This is a genomic window from Methylobacillus methanolivorans, from assembly GCF_054588515.1.
On the sequence record NZ_BAAILT010000005.1, the window covers coordinates 225,565 to 240,322 of the forward strand.

15 protein-coding genes and 1 other RNA gene are annotated in these 14,758 nt (G+C 51.9%); 11 read left to right on the forward strand and 5 right to left on the reverse strand.

What is annotated here, in order from left to right; genetic code table 11:
• Nucleotides 1-218 precede the first annotated feature (218 nt).
• The 3 genes from rnpB to rsmI all read right to left on the reverse strand — a co-directional run bounded on the left by rnpB (nucleotide 219) and on the right by rsmI (nucleotide 2,536).
• Nucleotides 219-551, reverse strand: an RNA gene (gene rnpB, locus LG202_RS13855) — RNase P RNA component class A.
• Between the two features lie 64 nt (nucleotides 552-615).
• Entirely contained in the window at nucleotides 616-1,656 is a 1,041-nt protein-coding gene (pyrC, locus tag LG202_RS13860) for a dihydroorotase (RefSeq protein WP_230348972.1), read from the reverse strand.
• 34 nt (nucleotides 1,657-1,690) lie between these two features.
• On the reverse strand, nucleotides 1,691-2,536 hold the full coding sequence (gene rsmI, locus LG202_RS13865; RefSeq protein ID WP_230348973.1) for a 16S rRNA (cytidine(1402)-2'-O)-methyltransferase: 846 nt from the start codon (nucleotides 2,534-2,536) through the stop codon (nucleotides 1,691-1,693).
• Nucleotides 2,537-2,587: 51 nt separating this feature from the next.
• Between rsmI and LG202_RS13870 the strand changes: the two genes are divergently transcribed.
• The 6 genes from LG202_RS13870 to LG202_RS13895 all read left to right on the forward strand — a co-directional run bounded on the left by LG202_RS13870 (nucleotide 2,588) and on the right by LG202_RS13895 (nucleotide 7,782).
• Nucleotides 2,588-4,174 carry a penicillin-binding protein activator gene (locus LG202_RS13870; RefSeq protein WP_230348974.1) on the forward strand — a complete coding sequence of 529 codons (1,587 nt, stop codon included), beginning with the start codon at nucleotides 2,588-2,590 and terminating at the stop codon, nucleotides 4,172-4,174.
• Nucleotides 4,171-4,515, forward strand: a complete 345-nt coding sequence (locus LG202_RS13875) for a YraN family protein (protein WP_230348975.1) — start codon at nucleotides 4,171-4,173, stop codon at nucleotides 4,513-4,515. Before LG202_RS13870 ends, LG202_RS13875 begins: the two co-directional genes overlap by 4 nt.
• Before the next feature lie 27 nt (nucleotides 4,516-4,542).
• Nucleotides 4,543-5,136, forward strand: coding sequence for an SIS domain-containing protein (locus LG202_RS13880; RefSeq protein ID WP_230348976.1), 594 nt, complete (start codon nucleotides 4,543-4,545; stop codon nucleotides 5,134-5,136).
• A 1-nt stretch (nucleotide 5,137) separates the two neighbouring features.
• Nucleotides 5,138-5,722 carry a BON domain-containing protein gene (locus LG202_RS13885; protein ID WP_230348977.1) on the forward strand — a complete coding sequence of 195 codons (585 nt, stop codon included), beginning with the start codon at nucleotides 5,138-5,140 and terminating at the stop codon, nucleotides 5,720-5,722.
• A gap of 89 nt (nucleotides 5,723-5,811) precedes the next feature.
• Nucleotides 5,812-6,120, forward strand: a complete 309-nt coding sequence (locus tag LG202_RS13890; protein WP_230348978.1) for a DUF3579 domain-containing protein — start codon at nucleotides 5,812-5,814, stop codon at nucleotides 6,118-6,120.
• A 132-nt stretch (nucleotides 6,121-6,252) separates the two neighbouring features.
• A complete protein-coding gene (locus LG202_RS13895; protein WP_230348979.1) occupies nucleotides 6,253-7,782 on the forward strand; it encodes a hypothetical protein in 1,530 nt (509 codons plus the stop codon).
• Between the two features lie 47 nt (nucleotides 7,783-7,829).
• On the opposite strand, the gene LG202_RS13900 is transcribed toward LG202_RS13895, so the two are convergent.
• Nucleotides 7,830-9,089 carry a sensor domain-containing phosphodiesterase gene (locus tag LG202_RS13900; protein ID WP_230348980.1) on the reverse strand — a complete coding sequence of 420 codons (1,260 nt, stop codon included), beginning with the start codon at nucleotides 9,087-9,089 and terminating at the stop codon, nucleotides 7,830-7,832.
• 207 nt (nucleotides 9,090-9,296) lie between these two features.
• Between LG202_RS13900 and trxA the strand changes: the two genes are divergently transcribed.
• From trxA to LG202_RS13920, 4 genes are all read left to right on the forward strand, one after another.
• On the forward strand, nucleotides 9,297-9,623 hold the full coding sequence (gene trxA / locus LG202_RS13905; protein WP_226757751.1) for a thioredoxin TrxA: 327 nt from the start codon (nucleotides 9,297-9,299) through the stop codon (nucleotides 9,621-9,623).
• Between the two features lie 127 nt (nucleotides 9,624-9,750).
• On the forward strand, nucleotides 9,751-11,010 hold the full coding sequence (gene rho / locus LG202_RS13910; protein ID WP_230348981.1) for a transcription termination factor Rho: 1,260 nt from the start codon (nucleotides 9,751-9,753) through the stop codon (nucleotides 11,008-11,010).
• Nucleotides 11,011-11,136: 126 nt separating this feature from the next.
• Nucleotides 11,137-11,379, forward strand: coding sequence for a type B 50S ribosomal protein L31 (locus LG202_RS13915; RefSeq protein WP_230348982.1), 243 nt, complete (start codon nucleotides 11,137-11,139; stop codon nucleotides 11,377-11,379).
• A 119-nt stretch (nucleotides 11,380-11,498) separates the two neighbouring features.
• A complete protein-coding gene (locus LG202_RS13920) occupies nucleotides 11,499-13,157 on the forward strand; it encodes an ArnT family glycosyltransferase (protein WP_230348983.1) in 1,659 nt (552 codons plus the stop codon).
• Between the two features lie 4 nt (nucleotides 13,158-13,161).
• Here LG202_RS13920 and LG202_RS13925 read toward each other — a convergent pair whose 3' ends face one another.
• A complete protein-coding gene (locus tag LG202_RS13925; RefSeq protein ID WP_230348984.1) occupies nucleotides 13,162-13,509 on the reverse strand; it encodes a winged helix-turn-helix domain-containing protein in 348 nt (115 codons plus the stop codon).
• Between the two features lie 123 nt (nucleotides 13,510-13,632).
• Here LG202_RS13925 and moaA point away from each other — a divergent pair, with 123 nt between their 5' ends.
• On the forward strand, nucleotides 13,633-14,640 hold the full coding sequence (gene moaA, locus LG202_RS13930) for a GTP 3',8-cyclase MoaA (protein ID WP_230348985.1): 1,008 nt from the start codon (nucleotides 13,633-13,635) through the stop codon (nucleotides 14,638-14,640).
• The last annotated feature ends 118 nt before the right edge of the window (nucleotides 14,641-14,758 follow it).

Here is a 14,758-nt window from a genome sequence, read left to right on the forward strand (position 1 = left end):
GATAAAAAAAAATGCCAATGCAAGGGCTTTTTTAGGATTTTTCCTTTACAGGACAATGACTTAGATGATTTCCGTGAGAAAATTTTTATCCTTAAGAAATAAGGAGATAGGAAATGTAGTGAAAGTGCTTTATGAGAAACGCTAAAGAGGTGATTGAATCTTGGTAGAAGGAATGAAAAAGAGAAAGTATTGACCAGGCTGGTCGCAAAAATACAAGAAAATGAAGCTGGCCGATAAGCCGGGTTTTGTTCCCGCAATGCGGGCGGCAGCCATTCATCTAGGCCTGGCGTTACCACCAGGCTCAAGCAGCCTACCCGGTAGCAGCGCGAGCCACGCCATTGCTACCCTATTTGGCCTTGCTCCGGATGGAGGTTACCGCGTTTCACATCCACCTTACGGCTTACTCGTCTCTGTGGCCCTATTCCTCGCCTTGGCCTTTAAGTTTTGCAACTTAAAGGTTGCTGCGTACGGCCGTTAGCCGTCATCCCGCTCTATGGAGCCCGGACTTTCCTCCCCTCGCTTACGCGAGCGGCGGCTGCCTGGCCAGCTTCGGCACTCAGTTTACCACAAGCCCTGTCTACAGCACTCAAGGACTGGAACAAACCAAGCAAGGCCCTACTTCAAGCGCCAGGCAATGGTACTGCCTGCACGCAAAGGTACCAGCTCATCATCGACAAATGGCAGGCTGACTGGCACTTCCCATGCCGCCTTCTCTAGCGTGACCGTATCCACATTGCGTGGCAAGCGATAAAAATCTGGCCCGTGAAAGCTGGCAAACCCTTCCAGTTTATCCAATGCACCTACCACCTCGAACGCCTCTGCATATAGCTCTATTCCAGCATGTGCAGTGTACATGCCCGCACAACCGCAAGCCGCTTCTTTTGCAGACTTGGCATGCGGGGCACTATCTGTTCCAAGGAAAAACTTGGGATTCCCTGACGTGGCGGCAGCCACCAGCGCCAGACGATGCTCCTCGCGCTTGAGCACTGGCAGGCAATAGTGATGTGGTCGAATCCCGCCATTAAACATGGCATTACGGTTCATCAGCAGGTGATGAGCCGTCACGGTAGCCGCGATATTGTCAGGTGCCTCAGTGACAAAGTCAGCCGCATCCTTGGTGGTAATGTGCTCAAATACCACACGCAAGCCCTGGAAGCGCTTTAACAAGGGGATCATATTTCGCTCGATAAAGACCCTTTCCCTATCAAACACATCAATATCGGCATCAGTCACTTCAGCATGCACCAGCAAGGGTATGCCGTGTCTCTCCATGGCTTCCAACGCTTGCACACAATGTCCAAGATTGGTCACGCCAGAGTCCGAATTGGTCGTGGCTCCCGCTGGATAAAGCTTCACGCCATGGACGATGCCGCTTTCCTTCGCGATGGTGATATCTGCTGCACTGGTGTTATCTGTCAGGTACAAGGTCATCAAGGGCTCAAACCTTGAACCTGCTGGCAAAGCCTGCAAGATGCGCTCGCGATAGGCTCGTGCTAGCGCAGTGGTCGTCACGGGCGGGCGCAAATTGGGCATCACGATCGCACGCCCGAAGCGCTTTGCAGTATCAGGCAGCACGGCAGATAAAGCTGCACCATCGCGCAAGTGCAGATGCCAATCATCAGGACGGGTAATCGTGATCGTAGTCGTAGTCGTCATGAAACTCTCTATTCAATATATCTAACTATAGTATTCAGGATTGCTTGAGGCTGAGGGCCAACTCATAAAGTGCATTTTTCTTGGCCCCGGTAATCTCAGTGGCCAGCTTGACCGCCTGCTTCAAGGGTAATTCAGCCAATAGCAACGTCAGCACCCGCACCGCCTCATCATCAAGTACAACCGCTTCCTTCACCGGCGCAGGCGCTACCAGCAACACAAACTCACCACGCTGGCGATTACTATCAGCCTCTAGCCACGTCTTCGCTTGCGCCAAGGGCAAACGATGTATGGTTTCAAAGGTTTTGGTCAGTTCGCGGGCAATAATCAAGGTACGATCCTGCCCAAGCACAGTAGCCATGTCTTCCACGCTATCCAGCACCCGGTGTGGCGCCTCGTAAAACACCAGCGTTACCGCGACATCTGCCAACGATTGCAAGGCAGAGCGGCGCTGGCTACCACTGGCCGGCAAAAAACCATAGAACTGGAACCCTGGCGTCATCACGCCAGATGCTGACATCGCGGCCACCACGGCAGAAGCACCTGGCAACGGCACCACCTTGATGCCTGCTGCGTGCGCCAAATCAACCACCACAGCCCCGGGGTCACTCACGCCCGGCGTACCAGCATCACTCACCAATGCAACGGATTCCCCTGCCTGCAAGCGTTGTATCAACTGCTCACCAGCCCTGCGCTCATTATGCTCGTGCACAGCCACCAGCTTTTTCTGGATGGCAAAATGTGAGAGCAGGCCGGAAGTGTGACGCGTATCTTCCGCAGCAACCACATCCACCGCCTTGAGCACCTCCAGCGCCCGCAAGCTGATGTCTTGCAGGTTTCCAATTGGCGTGGCTACCACATATAATGTTCCACTATGATCCAAAGACTGCTCGCCCTTCTGTATTTCACATGGATGTTGCTGCCTATGCAGGTCATGGCAGCAACAACTGTTCCCAACACCGTCCCGCCGGAGACTCGATTCCACGAAGGCATGGTATGCCTGCAGACCCGCAACATTGATTGTGCCACGCTGGCACTGAACCGGATTCCCAGCCAGTCGGCTTATGCCAAGCTGCTGGCGGGTAATATTGCTGCTGCGCAACAGGACTTTGATTCTGCTTTCAGGCTACTACTGCCATTAAAAGCCAACCCGTCACTCAACAATGAAGCAGCCGCAAGTTTACACGCAAGCCTTGCGCTCGCCTATGAGCAAGAGCCTGATCCCTTGCGTGCATTGGCCGAACGGGTCACCGCCGAGAGGTTCCTGGATGATGACCCAAGCCGCAATCACAATCATGAGAAAATCTGGGATGGCTTGAGTCAGCTCAGCCACGAGGAACTCGTCAACATCCGTGGTGACAGCCCAGATACTGATATCCAGGGCTGGATCGACCTAGCGCTGGCCGCCAAAGAACAAGACGATAGCGCACTGAAAAACTGGGCCGACTTTTACCCCGGCCACCCGGCAAGCAAAGGCTTTAGTCAAGAGCTCCTTGCCCAGCGCCCACAAAGCGCAGCAACACCCACAAACACTGCAACCATCGACAATCAACCGGGCGGGAAGGTAGGCATTATCCTCCCCTTCGCGGTAGAAGCCTACTACCCAGCTGCGGATGCCATAGAGCAGGGGTTTGCCGCTGCCCAATCACAAGCGAAAGATCAACGCGAACTTACGCTATACGCCACCGATGGCAACCCGGCCAATATTGCCGACACCTACCAACATGCCGTCAATGATGGCGTGCAAGTGATTGTGGGGCCGCTCACGCGAGACGAGGTCACCCGTTTGAGCCAACAGGCGGTTACCATCCCCACCCTGGCCCTGAACCAAAGCGACACCGCTGCCAGCAATACACCCAACCTCTATATCTTTGGCCTGCCTCTTGAAACGGAAATTACTCAACTCGTCAGGCTGGCACAACGCCTGGGCATGCAAACTGCCACGATCGCAACAGGCAGCAACCACTTAGCTGAACGCATGGCCGAAGCCTTCAATAGCGAGTGGACTGCAGCAGGCGGACGCATTACGCAACAGCTGGCATTTACGGAAGGCAGTAACCCCACAGAACTACAGGCAAAAATCACCGCCACCCCGGCAGATATGATCTTTCTTGCGGCCAATTATGAGGAAGCCAGAACAATCCGACCTTATCTTGATACAGCCACGCCGACCTTTGCCACCTCACACATCTATGCAGGCGTAGCACAAGATAAGGAAAACGATGTCCTGAATGCCATACGTTTCCTGGATATGCCCTGGTTGCTCAAGCCAGATGCGACGGAATTTGCGAACCTGCGTCCATCCGCTGCCGACCTTCCACCAGGAGAAATGCAGCGTTGGTTTGCCTTGGGTGCAGATGCCTATCGCATCCTCACCCACCTGAGCCAGCATCCGCAACAAGCACAGACTTTGCAGGGACTCACAGGCAAGATTAGCATTTCACCTGAAGGCGTCATTAGCCGCGAATTAGCCAATGGTCGCTTTAGCGCACAAGGTGTTGTGTTGGAAACCACACCTTGAAACAACTCGGAGATGATGCCGAAGCCCTGGCCGCCAATTACCTGCAAAGCCAAGGCTTATCATTGCTGGCAAGCAATTATCGTTGCCGCTTTGGCGAAATAGACCTCATCATGCAACAAGGCAACAGCATTGTTTTCGTTGAGGTACGCATGCGTAGCCAAGCCACATATGGCGGCGCAGCGGCCAGTATCAATCTTCCCAAGCAGCAAAAACTCATTCGCACTGCCGAACACTTTCTGCAACAACACGGCCATCAAGCCGCCTGCCGCTTTGATGCAGTGTTGCTCACGGGACTCAACTCAAACCATATTGAATGGATTCAGGACGCATTTGGCGCCTGATAGCGAAATAACTACCGACATCACACCATGAATGACCTTCACACCCGCATTACCGCACATTTTGAAGAAAGCGGACACCTCAAGCTTGAGCTAGCCGAACTGCTGGCCACGCCCATTGCCAACTCTGCAGAATTAATTGTTCAAGCGCTCCTCAATGAGAAAAAGATTCTCGCCTGCGGCAATGGTGGCTCCGCCTCGAATGCACAATACTTTGCATCTCGCATGCTCAACCGCTATGTGCATGAGCGTCCCGGATTAGCCGCCATTGCATTGCCTGCCGACATTTCAACCCTGACATCGATTGCTAACGACAATCACTTTGAGCAGGTTTTTGCGCGGCAGATCACGGCACTCGGCCATCACGGAGACATCCTGCTGGCCCTGAGCACCAGCGGCAACTCCAAGAATATCCTGCACGCCATCTCCGCAGCCAAGGAAGCAGGCATGCACGTCATCGCCTTTAGCGGCGGGGATGGTGGCGAGCTCGTGGAACTTCTGACAGAAGAAGATATCCATATCGGGGTGCCGCACGAGCACCCTGCTAGAGTCCAGGAAGTTTATATGTTGACCCTGCATTGCATCTGCGATGCCATTGATTGTCTTTTGTTAGGAGTGAATTAATATGCGCGCACTTTCCCGCTTACCACTAGCCCCTTTATTCCTGGCGCTGGCCTTATCTACTCAGCTTGCCGCTTGCGTGCCCGCCGTCATTGGCGGCGCAGCGGCTGGCGGCGCCATGGCTGCCGACCGCAGAACTTCTGGCATTTATATCGAAGACCAGAACATAGAACTCAAGGCCTCTCACGCCGTCAAGCAAGAACTTGGGGAAAAGAACAACATCACGGTCACCAGTTACAACCGCAATGTCTTGCTTACTGGTGAAGCTGTAGATGCAGCCAGCAAGGAAGCTGCTGAAAAAGCCGTGCGCACTGTCGATAACGTACGCAATATCACCAATGAGATCGTGATTGATACCAAGAGTACCTTTAGCGAGCGCAACAATGACACCTACATCACCTCCAAGGTGAAAGCACGTATGGTGAAGGAAAATCGCTTCCCCTCTAACTATGTCAAAGTGGTGACAGAAGCGACAACCGTGTTCCTACTAGGCATTGTGACCAAGCAAGAGGCTGAAGATGCCGTAGACATTGCGCGTAGCACCAGCGGCGTAGGCAAGGTCGTCAAGGTATTTGAATATATCGACTAAGCAAGGCATCGCACTGCCACCCAATCAGCCCGTGCGGCTCGATTGGGTGCTAGAATGACCTATAAGATTGAGCGAATGGTTATATAAGCATGAGCACGACAGAAAAATCAGGCATCAACGAAATCATCATTCAAGGCTTAACCCGTGCTGGCAAGCCTTTCCGCCCCAGTGACTGGGTAGATAGAATGTGCAGCACCTACGCCAGCTTCGGCGCAGATCGCAAGTTGCGTTACTCCCCTTATCTCAAACCTCGCGTTATCGAAGGTGTGCGCTGCTTGGCTGTCGACCTGAAGCTCAAGGATACAAACCCTGAAGGCTTCAACCAACTCATGCATTTTGTCGATGAGAACCAGCTCAATGTACTGGATGCCGACGGCAACAGCATCTCTGCGCCATAAATATTCTCAGACAGTCCACCACTTATAGGTAACAAGCTGGTAAAGCGCCACAGGCTTTATTCAGGCAGTGACAAAACAACCAAGACTAATTACCATCCCCACTTTAAAGGGGATTAAGATGAGGGGATGGTCTTGAATTTGAATGTACCAGTGCTGGTGGATCATCCACTCATTGTCGCGGAGACAAGGCCAGCCAAGATTATCAAGTTCCTGAACGCGCTCCCGGTCACCAATATTCTGGAAACCTCCCAAGCGTTGCAAGAAGAGCTGGAAATCCTGAATAGGCAAAAGGTTGCAGCGGATACCCGGATCAAAGCGCTAGAAACTTACCGCCCGGCGATCATCTCAACCACGGAGTCGCTTGCTAGCCACTACTGCAACGCGCCGCTCCCTCTCCCTGAGCAAGAAAAGCAATATGCGGCCTTAGCCAACACCTTGTGGACAGAAATGGCCTACGGCTACAAGCTTGCCCTGCTTGACTTTGAAGCCAAGCTGTTCAAATTTGGCGGCACTAAACCCATTGCACTGTGCCTGCATCGCATACTGGATGCCTTGCGCATGCAGCTCGAGATTTATTATGAAACCTACCGTGCGCAACCTCCTTCGCTCTGGGGTGAATTGCACCAAGTGTATTCTTTTACCGTACAACGCGAGCTAGAAACCAGTACGGTTGAAGATTCAGTACGTCATCAACTCCTGCCGATCAGCCATATTTACAAGCAAGCTCTCTTGCTCAGCCTGGCCGACCCGCAACATCTCTCCCAGCGAGACATCAAGTTAACCTGCGACTACATTACCCGATTCGCACATCTCACCCAGCTACAACGCCCTGAGACCATTGAAAACCCAGCGGCTATTTTTCTGATCTCCAGCAACCGGGATAAACCACCCGTACCCCTAGGAAAACGCTTGCGCAAAGTCGACGAAGAACAAGATTTCTTCTTATTGACTATGGATCTAGCGCGCCAGATCCATCAACACATCAAACAAGGCCAGCTTGGCCCATTCCCGGCAGAAGCTGGCTTGCCAGAAAGCGCAAGCCAGCCACGCTATCAGGATTTGCTGACCTATTTACTGCGTCATTGGGGAGCATCTCCCAAGCGAATTTTCACGCGCACACCGAAGAATGATGGCATTGAGCTGGCGATTGGTTTACCAGCATTACATCACACACTCATCACCAAGAACCTGTCCACCTCAGACAACATCCCTGGCAAGCTGCCTCGCAATTCACGCTGGCAAGCACTCAACATCAGCGCGGGCGGTATGGCCTTGCGTAAACTTCCAGCGGCGGAAGCACACTTACATATTGGTGACTTGGTCGGTGTAAGAATCAGCCATACCACGCACTGGGCAATTGGTGTGTTGCGTTGGGCAAGCCATACTGAGAATCGCCATCTCGATATCGGCATTCAGCTCTTAGCGCCAGAAGCCAAGCCTATCAACATGCAGACGGAAGATAACGGCACGGTGCCCTTGTTCTTATTGCCCGAAATACCTACGCTCAAGCAGTCACCCTCCCTGATTGGCGCACCGGGCACTTACGGCCCGGCAAAAAACATAGAGCTGCTGCTTGAAGATGGGAGCCATCAACGCGTGATGATTACGCGTCTGATCGAGCGCACCAATCAATTTGATCACTTTCAGTTCAGCGCTGTATAAGCACTCTAATTAAGCACCAGCATAGTGCGTCGCTATGGGTTGGCGCACTATTTCACGCCACCGACCTCGTCACTCCAGTTAAAATCAAAACACAGTACGCTAATCTCGCCATGTAACACCACGGCCATGGATAACGTGACACACAACTTACCTGTCGCAATCGAAAGATAGGGGCGCGTCATCTGCAATGATCCAGGGTTTTGCAAGGCGCGGCGCAAATATGGACGACGCAACCATACCGCCCCTCGCCCATCTGCAAGCGGTTGATAACAACGATCTGTCACATGCCTAGCACTATCCGCCAGGCAACTTGCCCCAAGCTGTACCCCTTGCTGATCAAGAATGTAGCACCGATCTGCACCCCTCAACCCCAAGAGTTCGCCAAATGCTTGCTCCTGCACTTTACCCGCCTGCAATTGAGCGACTGCCTGTACAAAAGCGCTACGATAATAGGCTAGACACTTTTGGGTGGAATCCAGCGCCGACGAAGCCTGATAGCGCTCAAACAAAGACAATATCTTACCTTCACTATGGGACTCATCAAGCGTATGAGCAGGCATGCCAAAATAATGCCCTTGCACCAGATCAACATCGGTCTCCATGGCAACCATGGCCTCTTCCAAGGTTTCTATCCCCTCGATAAGCACCAGACTGCCTGCCTCATGGATCAGGGATACGATACCAGGCAACAAGCGCCGTGCCATTGGCTTTTGCATCGCCTGCACAATCATTGAGCGATCCAGCTTGACGATATCTGGGGCAAGCCGCCAAATGCGCTCGAAGTTGGATTGCCCCGCGCCAAAATCATCGATCGCAACTAGGCATCCCAGGTCTTTGTAGAAGCCCACCGACTCCGATAATTGAAGCTCATCGTCAATCGCCCCTTCCATAATTTCCACAACGACCCGCTCAGGCGGCATATTATTTTCTTCAAGCAACTGCCTGAAAAACGCACCATATTGCTTTCCCTGCACGATCACGCGAGGATCGACATTCAAGAACAGCCACTCTACGCCATCGCGCCCCATGCTACAAAAATTACGCAAATGCAGCGCACGTGACAATCGATCCAAATGCACGATGCTCGCTTCATCGCGAGCCAGGGAAAATATCTGGTAAGGTGAAACCTGCCTACGCCCATCAATGGCACGCAACAAACCCTCATAGCCAACGATACGGCAATGCGACAAGCTATAAATGGGCTGAAAAGCACTATACAACTTCACATGCTCATAAGTCGCGAATACCTTGCCGTGCTCTCCAGGCTCATCCAGGAATTGAAACTTGCCTGTCGCGTTTTCGGTCATTTATGAAGCCCTGTCGTGATGGATTAAGCGATTTCTGCACTATAGATCACAAAAATCCATGCATCCCAGCAATATCTATGCCTGATTCAATACTTCACTTGCAGGATTTTTTTCGCTAGGATAGCGAAATTACTTGGCACTCTCCGCCAATATCAAGCTGGCTAATGCAATGTATCCAGCATAACCAAACCATCACTAGAGGTTCAAATGAGCGAACATATTACCCACATCAGCGACGATACTTTTGATCAGGAAGTCCTGCAATCCCAGGTACCTGTGCTGGTAGACTACTGGGCAGAATGGTGTGGTCCCTGCAAAATGATAGCGCCAATTCTGGACGAAATTTCCAAAGAGTATGCTGATCGCTTAAAGATCGCCAAGCTCAATATCGACGAAAACCAAAATACGCCACCTAAATATGGCATTCGCGGCATCCCCACTCTGATGTTGTTCAAGAACGGCAATGTGGAAGCGACAAAAGTGGGCGCACTTTCCAAATCCCAATTGACAGCATTTATTGACAGCAATATCTAATAGCGCTACCCTGGCGCCAGGTTCCATCTAATAGCTTAAAGCACCACTCGCCACAGGAACCTGGCGGTCATCCTTCAAACAATCCCCGTTTTACAGCACTTCTGATTTCCAACGAGCCTTCCCAAATATGCATTTATCAGACTTGAAGCACCTCCCTGTCACTGAACTAGTCGAAATGGCCATCGCCAATGAGATTGAAGGCGCAAGCCGCATGCGCAAACAGGACTTGATCTTTGCCATATTGAAGAACAAGGCCAAGAAAGGTGACAGCATCTTCGGCGACGGCACCCTGGAAGTATTGCAAGACGGCTTTGGCTTCCTGCGCTCCCCCGATACCTCGTACCTTGCCGGGCCTGATGACATTTATGTCTCGCCTTCGCAAATCCGCCGCTTTAACCTGCATACCGGGGATACGATTCAGGGCGAGATTCGCACACCCAAAGATGGCGAACGCTACTTTGCCTTGGTCAAAGTAGACAGCGTCAATGGCGAAGCGCCGGAGAACAGCAAACACAAGATACTGTTTGAGAACCTGACACCGCTCTTCCCGACCAAGCCATTAGTGCTGGAGCGTGATATTCGCGGTGAAGAAAATATTACGGGTCGTGTCATCGATATGATCGCACCGATCGGCAAAGGCCAGCGTGCACTACTGGTCGCACCGCCGAAATCAGGCAAAACAGTCATGATGCAGCATATTGCACATGCCATTACGGCCAACCATCCAGACGTGGTATTGATTGTACTGATGATCGACGAACGCCCAGAAGAAGTCACCGAAATGACTCGCTCCGTCAAGGGTGAGGTCGTGGCCTCCACCTTCGACGAACCAGCAACCCGCCACGTGCAAGTCGCTGAGATGGTGCTGGAAAAAGCCAAGCGCCTGGTGGAACATAAGAAAGACGTCGTCATCCTGCTCGACTCCATCACCCGTCTTGCACGCGCCTATAACACTGTGGTGCCAGCTTCAGGCAAGGTACTCACTGGTGGCGTGGATGCCAATGCGCTTCAACGTCCAAAACGCTTTTTCGGTGCTGCACGTAATATTGAAGAAGGTGGCTCCCTCACGATCATTGGCACCGCCTTGGTGGATACCGGCTCGCGTATGGACGACGTGATCTACGAAGAATTCAAGGGTACCGGTAATTCCGAATTGCACCTTGATCGTCGCATGGCCGAAAAACGTATTTACCCTGCCATCAATGTCAATAAATCCGGTACTCGCCGTGAAGAGTTGCTCATCGAAAAAGACGTATTGCAGAAGATTTGGGTACTCCGCAAATTGCTCTACCCCATGGATGACCTGGAGGCGATTGAGTTCCTGCTCGACAAGTTGAAGGCCACCAAGAACAACGCAGACTTCTTCGACTCCATGCGCAGAGGCTAATATATGAGTATCAGCCTGTCGAGATTTGCAATTTCTTGACAGGCTGCATATAATGCTCCCCTTTCCTGCTTGGCAGGACCCTACACTGGCTCGCCGCACAAACCGGCAATATAGAGGTAAAACATTATGAAACCTGGCATTCACCCAGATTACCGCGAAGTTGTGTTTCAGGACATCGGTGCTGATTTCAGCTTCCTGACACGCTCCACTATCGCTGCAAAAGAAACCATCAAATGGACAGATGGCAAAGAATACCCACTGATCAAGATTGAAGTTTCTTCTCAATCCCACCCATTCTATACTGGCAAGCAGAAGATTCTTGACACCGCTGGTCGTGTTGAGAAGTTTCGTCAGAAATACGGCATGTAACCCAAAGGGTAATATGTTGTACAAAAAGGCAGCCTGGGCTGCCTTTTTTGTTTTTCCCAGCATCATGATCTAAGCGATTAAAATGCATAGGCATTACCGACCGAAACTAAAGGATATTCATGGCATTCGAGCTTGAGCACGATTGGCAAGCACACTTGGCAACTCCACGCGCACGAGTAGGTGAGCGCGCCAAGACTCATCTGCTGATATTGCTCTGTGTGGCCTGGATATTCCTGGGTTTGGTCGGGCACGAACCATGGAAGCCAGATGAGGCTCAAACCATCAGCATCGTCAAGAACATGGTACAAGGCCAAGGTTTGCTTGTGCCCGTTGCCGCAGGACAGCAAAGCATAGAATATCCACCGCTTTACTACTGGAGCGCAGCAGCCAGTGGCAAACTACTCTCTGGCATTCTCCCACTCCATGATGCTGCACGGTTGATCAACAGCCTGTGGATGACCATTACCTTGCTCATGGTAGGCATGCTGGGTCGTGAACTATGGGGTGTAGGCATAGGCCGCCAAATCACCTTTATCTTTATCGCCTCCATCGGCCTCATTGCCTCATCGCACCTATTGATGCCACAAGTAGCCTCCCTGGCGGGCCTGTCAATGGCGTTGTATGCATTAGCACTAGCTAAACGTCGCCCCTTGAGAGCGGCAGCATTACTCGGCTCGGGAATCGGCATCAGCTTTCTGGCCACCGGGGTTGCGAGCGCGCTCATCGTACTCATCACCATGGCACTATTGCCCATCTTGTTCGCCCAATGGCGCAGCAAAAGCTTCGCCATTGTAGCTATATTGAGCTTGATGGTCGCAAGCCCCTGGCTACTTACCTGGCCATGGCTACTGTTCAACGCTGAGCCTGGCCATTTCAATAACTGGTGGCAAGATAGCATGCGCGGCTCAGCCACCATCAACCACCCTTATATCATGCGCACCTTACTCTGGTACGCTTGGCCAGCATTGCCTATTGCCGCGTGGGGAACATGGCGCTACCGGGCAAACTTGCTAAACAAGCCGAAGATGCAGTTACTTTTGGTATTTTCTGCTGCCAGTTTCGTGATCATTGGGTTGATGTTTGAGCGTCGTGAAATTCAGATTCTGCCACTCTTGCTTCCACTTGCTGTACTAGCCGGAGGCAGCGTAGAAACATTGCGACGTGGCGCTGCTGGCGCACTGGATTGGTTTGGCCTGCTGCTGTTCGGCATGATGGGATCACTGATCTGGCTGGGTTGGTTCGCCATGCTCACAGGCACTCCCGCCAAGATCGCAGAACGCATGCAGTTTCTTGCAGCCACTCAAGAAGCACATCTAAATATCCTCGCACTAGCAGCAGCGCTAACAGTCACCATCATCTGGTTATTTGTTGTCGCCAATAGCAAACGCTCAAATCGTGGTGCATTAACCAACTGGGCCGTAGGCATGACCATGGCATGGGGCTTATTGATGACATTGTGGCTACCGTGGATAGATAACGCCCGTAGCTACAAGAATGTATTTGAAGACCTGAGCAAGGCCATGCCTGCCGAATACTCATGTATCAATAGCTATGGCATCGGCATGGCACAAACTGCCCTGCTTGATTATTACACCGACCTAGTGATCCAACCACAGAGCGCCCCGGCAAGCCACAACCCAGCTTGCGATCTTTATCTGATTCAAGATGATAGTCGCCATGCCAGCTTGACACCAGGTGACAACTGGCAACTGATATGGTCGGGCAATCGTGCACTAGACAGGCGCGAGAGTTTCCATCTGTTTGTACGTCGTGAGTAAACCCTTAAAGTGGCTGTAACATTGACGCCAACGCCTCTGCATCCTGGGCAATACTCAGGTTGGCTTTAGCCTCCATCGCACGATACCGCGTCAGCACATCAAGGCCAAATGGTGTCACCCTGGCACCACCGCCGTGGCTACCTCCTGTTGCCGTTGCCACCAGCGGCTCACGAAAACTCTTATTCATGGCATCCACCAGGTCCCAAGCGCGCTTGTAAGACATGCCCATGGCGCGGGCACCTGCTGATATCGAACCACTTTGATTGATCGCTTCGAGCAAGTCCGCCTTGCCTGGGCCAATGGCAACCAGGTGCTGATAAGGCAGACGAATCTTGATGCTAATGGCGCTCATGTGGAATTTTCACCTCTGCTTGCAGTCATAGAGACAGACTGCAATCCATATTGTTTGTATTGACTGAAGGACTTACAATCCACGCATCTTATCGCATCCAACCTGGGCCTGAAATAGCTGCCAATGTCTGATATCCCCCACACTCCCCAATTGATCGACCAGTTTGGTCGTCGTGTGGACTATATTCGTCTGTCAATCACCGACCGCTGCGATTTCCGTTGTGTCTATTGCATGAGCGAGGAAATGAGCTTCCTCCCTCGCGAAGAGGTACTCTCTCTAGAGGAATGTGGACGACTGGTAAAAACTTTTGTCAGCCTAGGTGTCAGCAAAGTACGCATCACAGGCGGGGAACCCTTGGTGCGGAAAAACGCATTATCGCTGTTTGAAGAAATCGGCCACCTGCCAGGATTACGCGAGTTGACGATGACGACCAATGGCTCACAGCTGGAGCATTATGCCCATGCCCTGAAAAAGGCTGGGCTAAATCGCATCAATATTAGCGTTGATAGCCTTGATGCCGAGCGTTTTCGCAAGATCACCCGTGTTGGCGATCTCAACAAAGTGTTACGTGGTATCCAGGCCGCCAAGGATGCAGGCTTTACCAACATCAAGCTCAACACAGTACTGATGCGAGGCTTCAACGATGATGAAGCCATTCCCTTGCTGCAATTTGCCATTGAACAAGCATTGGATGTTGCTTTCATCGAGGAAATGCCACTAGGTGAGGTCGACCATAGCCGTGGGTCTACCTATGTCAGCAACCAGGCCACACTCAAATTATTGCAGGAACACTTCCCGTTAGTCAGCAGCACAGAAACAACAGGCGGCCCAGCACGTTATTGGCGCGTAGCCCACACGAATACCCGAGTTGGCTTCATCTCACCGCACAGCCATAATTTCTGCGAGGCCTGCAATCGCGTACGCATCACCTGCAAGGGAGAACTCTTCCTCTGCCTGGGGCAGGAAAGCAAAATTGACCTTATGCCCTTGCTACGTGACTACCCACATGATGACCAGCCTTTACGGGACGCTATCCTGGCCTCTATGCATATCAAACCCAAGGGCCATGACTTTGACTTGCAGCGCGCCGCTCCTGCGGTCATTCGCTTCATGTCCCAGACTGGCGGCTAATTTGACTCCGGTAGCCTGCGGGCAATTGGCTGTAGCAAGCATGGAAAATAAAGTAAAATTTCCCCTTCGCAATCAATCACATTTATTGGCACATCTTCATGGTGAGCCAATATTTGAC

Excerpts from the sequence above, each read along its gene's own strand:
- LG202_RS13920 (WP_230348983.1), top strand. The coding sequence starts at position 11,499 with ATGGCATTCGAGCTTGAGCACGATTGGCAAGCACACTTGGCAACTCCA.
- rho (WP_230348981.1), top strand. The coding sequence starts at position 9,751 with ATGCATTTATCAGACTTGAAGCACCTCCCTGTCACTGAACTAGTCGAA.
- LG202_RS13900 (WP_230348980.1), bottom strand. The coding sequence starts at position 9,089 with ATGACCGAAAACGCGACAGGCAAGTTTCAATTCCTGGATGAGCCTGGA.
- LG202_RS13885 (WP_230348977.1), top strand. The coding sequence starts at position 5,138 with ATGCGCGCACTTTCCCGCTTACCACTAGCCCCTTTATTCCTGGCGCTG.
- moaA (WP_230348985.1), top strand. The coding sequence starts at position 13,633 with ATGTCTGATATCCCCCACACTCCCCAATTGATCGACCAGTTTGGTCGT.
- trxA (WP_226757751.1), top strand. The coding sequence starts at position 9,297 with ATGAGCGAACATATTACCCACATCAGCGACGATACTTTTGATCAGGAA.
- LG202_RS13870 (WP_230348974.1), top strand. The coding sequence starts at position 2,588 with ATGGCAGCAACAACTGTTCCCAACACCGTCCCGCCGGAGACTCGATTC.
- LG202_RS13880 (WP_230348976.1), top strand. The coding sequence starts at position 4,543 with ATGAATGACCTTCACACCCGCATTACCGCACATTTTGAAGAAAGCGGA.
- LG202_RS13925 (WP_230348984.1), bottom strand. The coding sequence starts at position 13,509 with ATGAGCGCCATTAGCATCAAGATTCGTCTGCCTTATCAGCACCTGGTT.
- LG202_RS13915 (WP_230348982.1), top strand. The coding sequence starts at position 11,137 with ATGAAACCTGGCATTCACCCAGATTACCGCGAAGTTGTGTTTCAGGAC.
- pyrC (WP_230348972.1), bottom strand. The coding sequence starts at position 1,656 with ATGACGACTACGACTACGATCACGATTACCCGTCCTGATGATTGGCAT.
- LG202_RS13890 (WP_230348978.1), top strand. The coding sequence starts at position 5,812 with ATGAGCACGACAGAAAAATCAGGCATCAACGAAATCATCATTCAAGGC.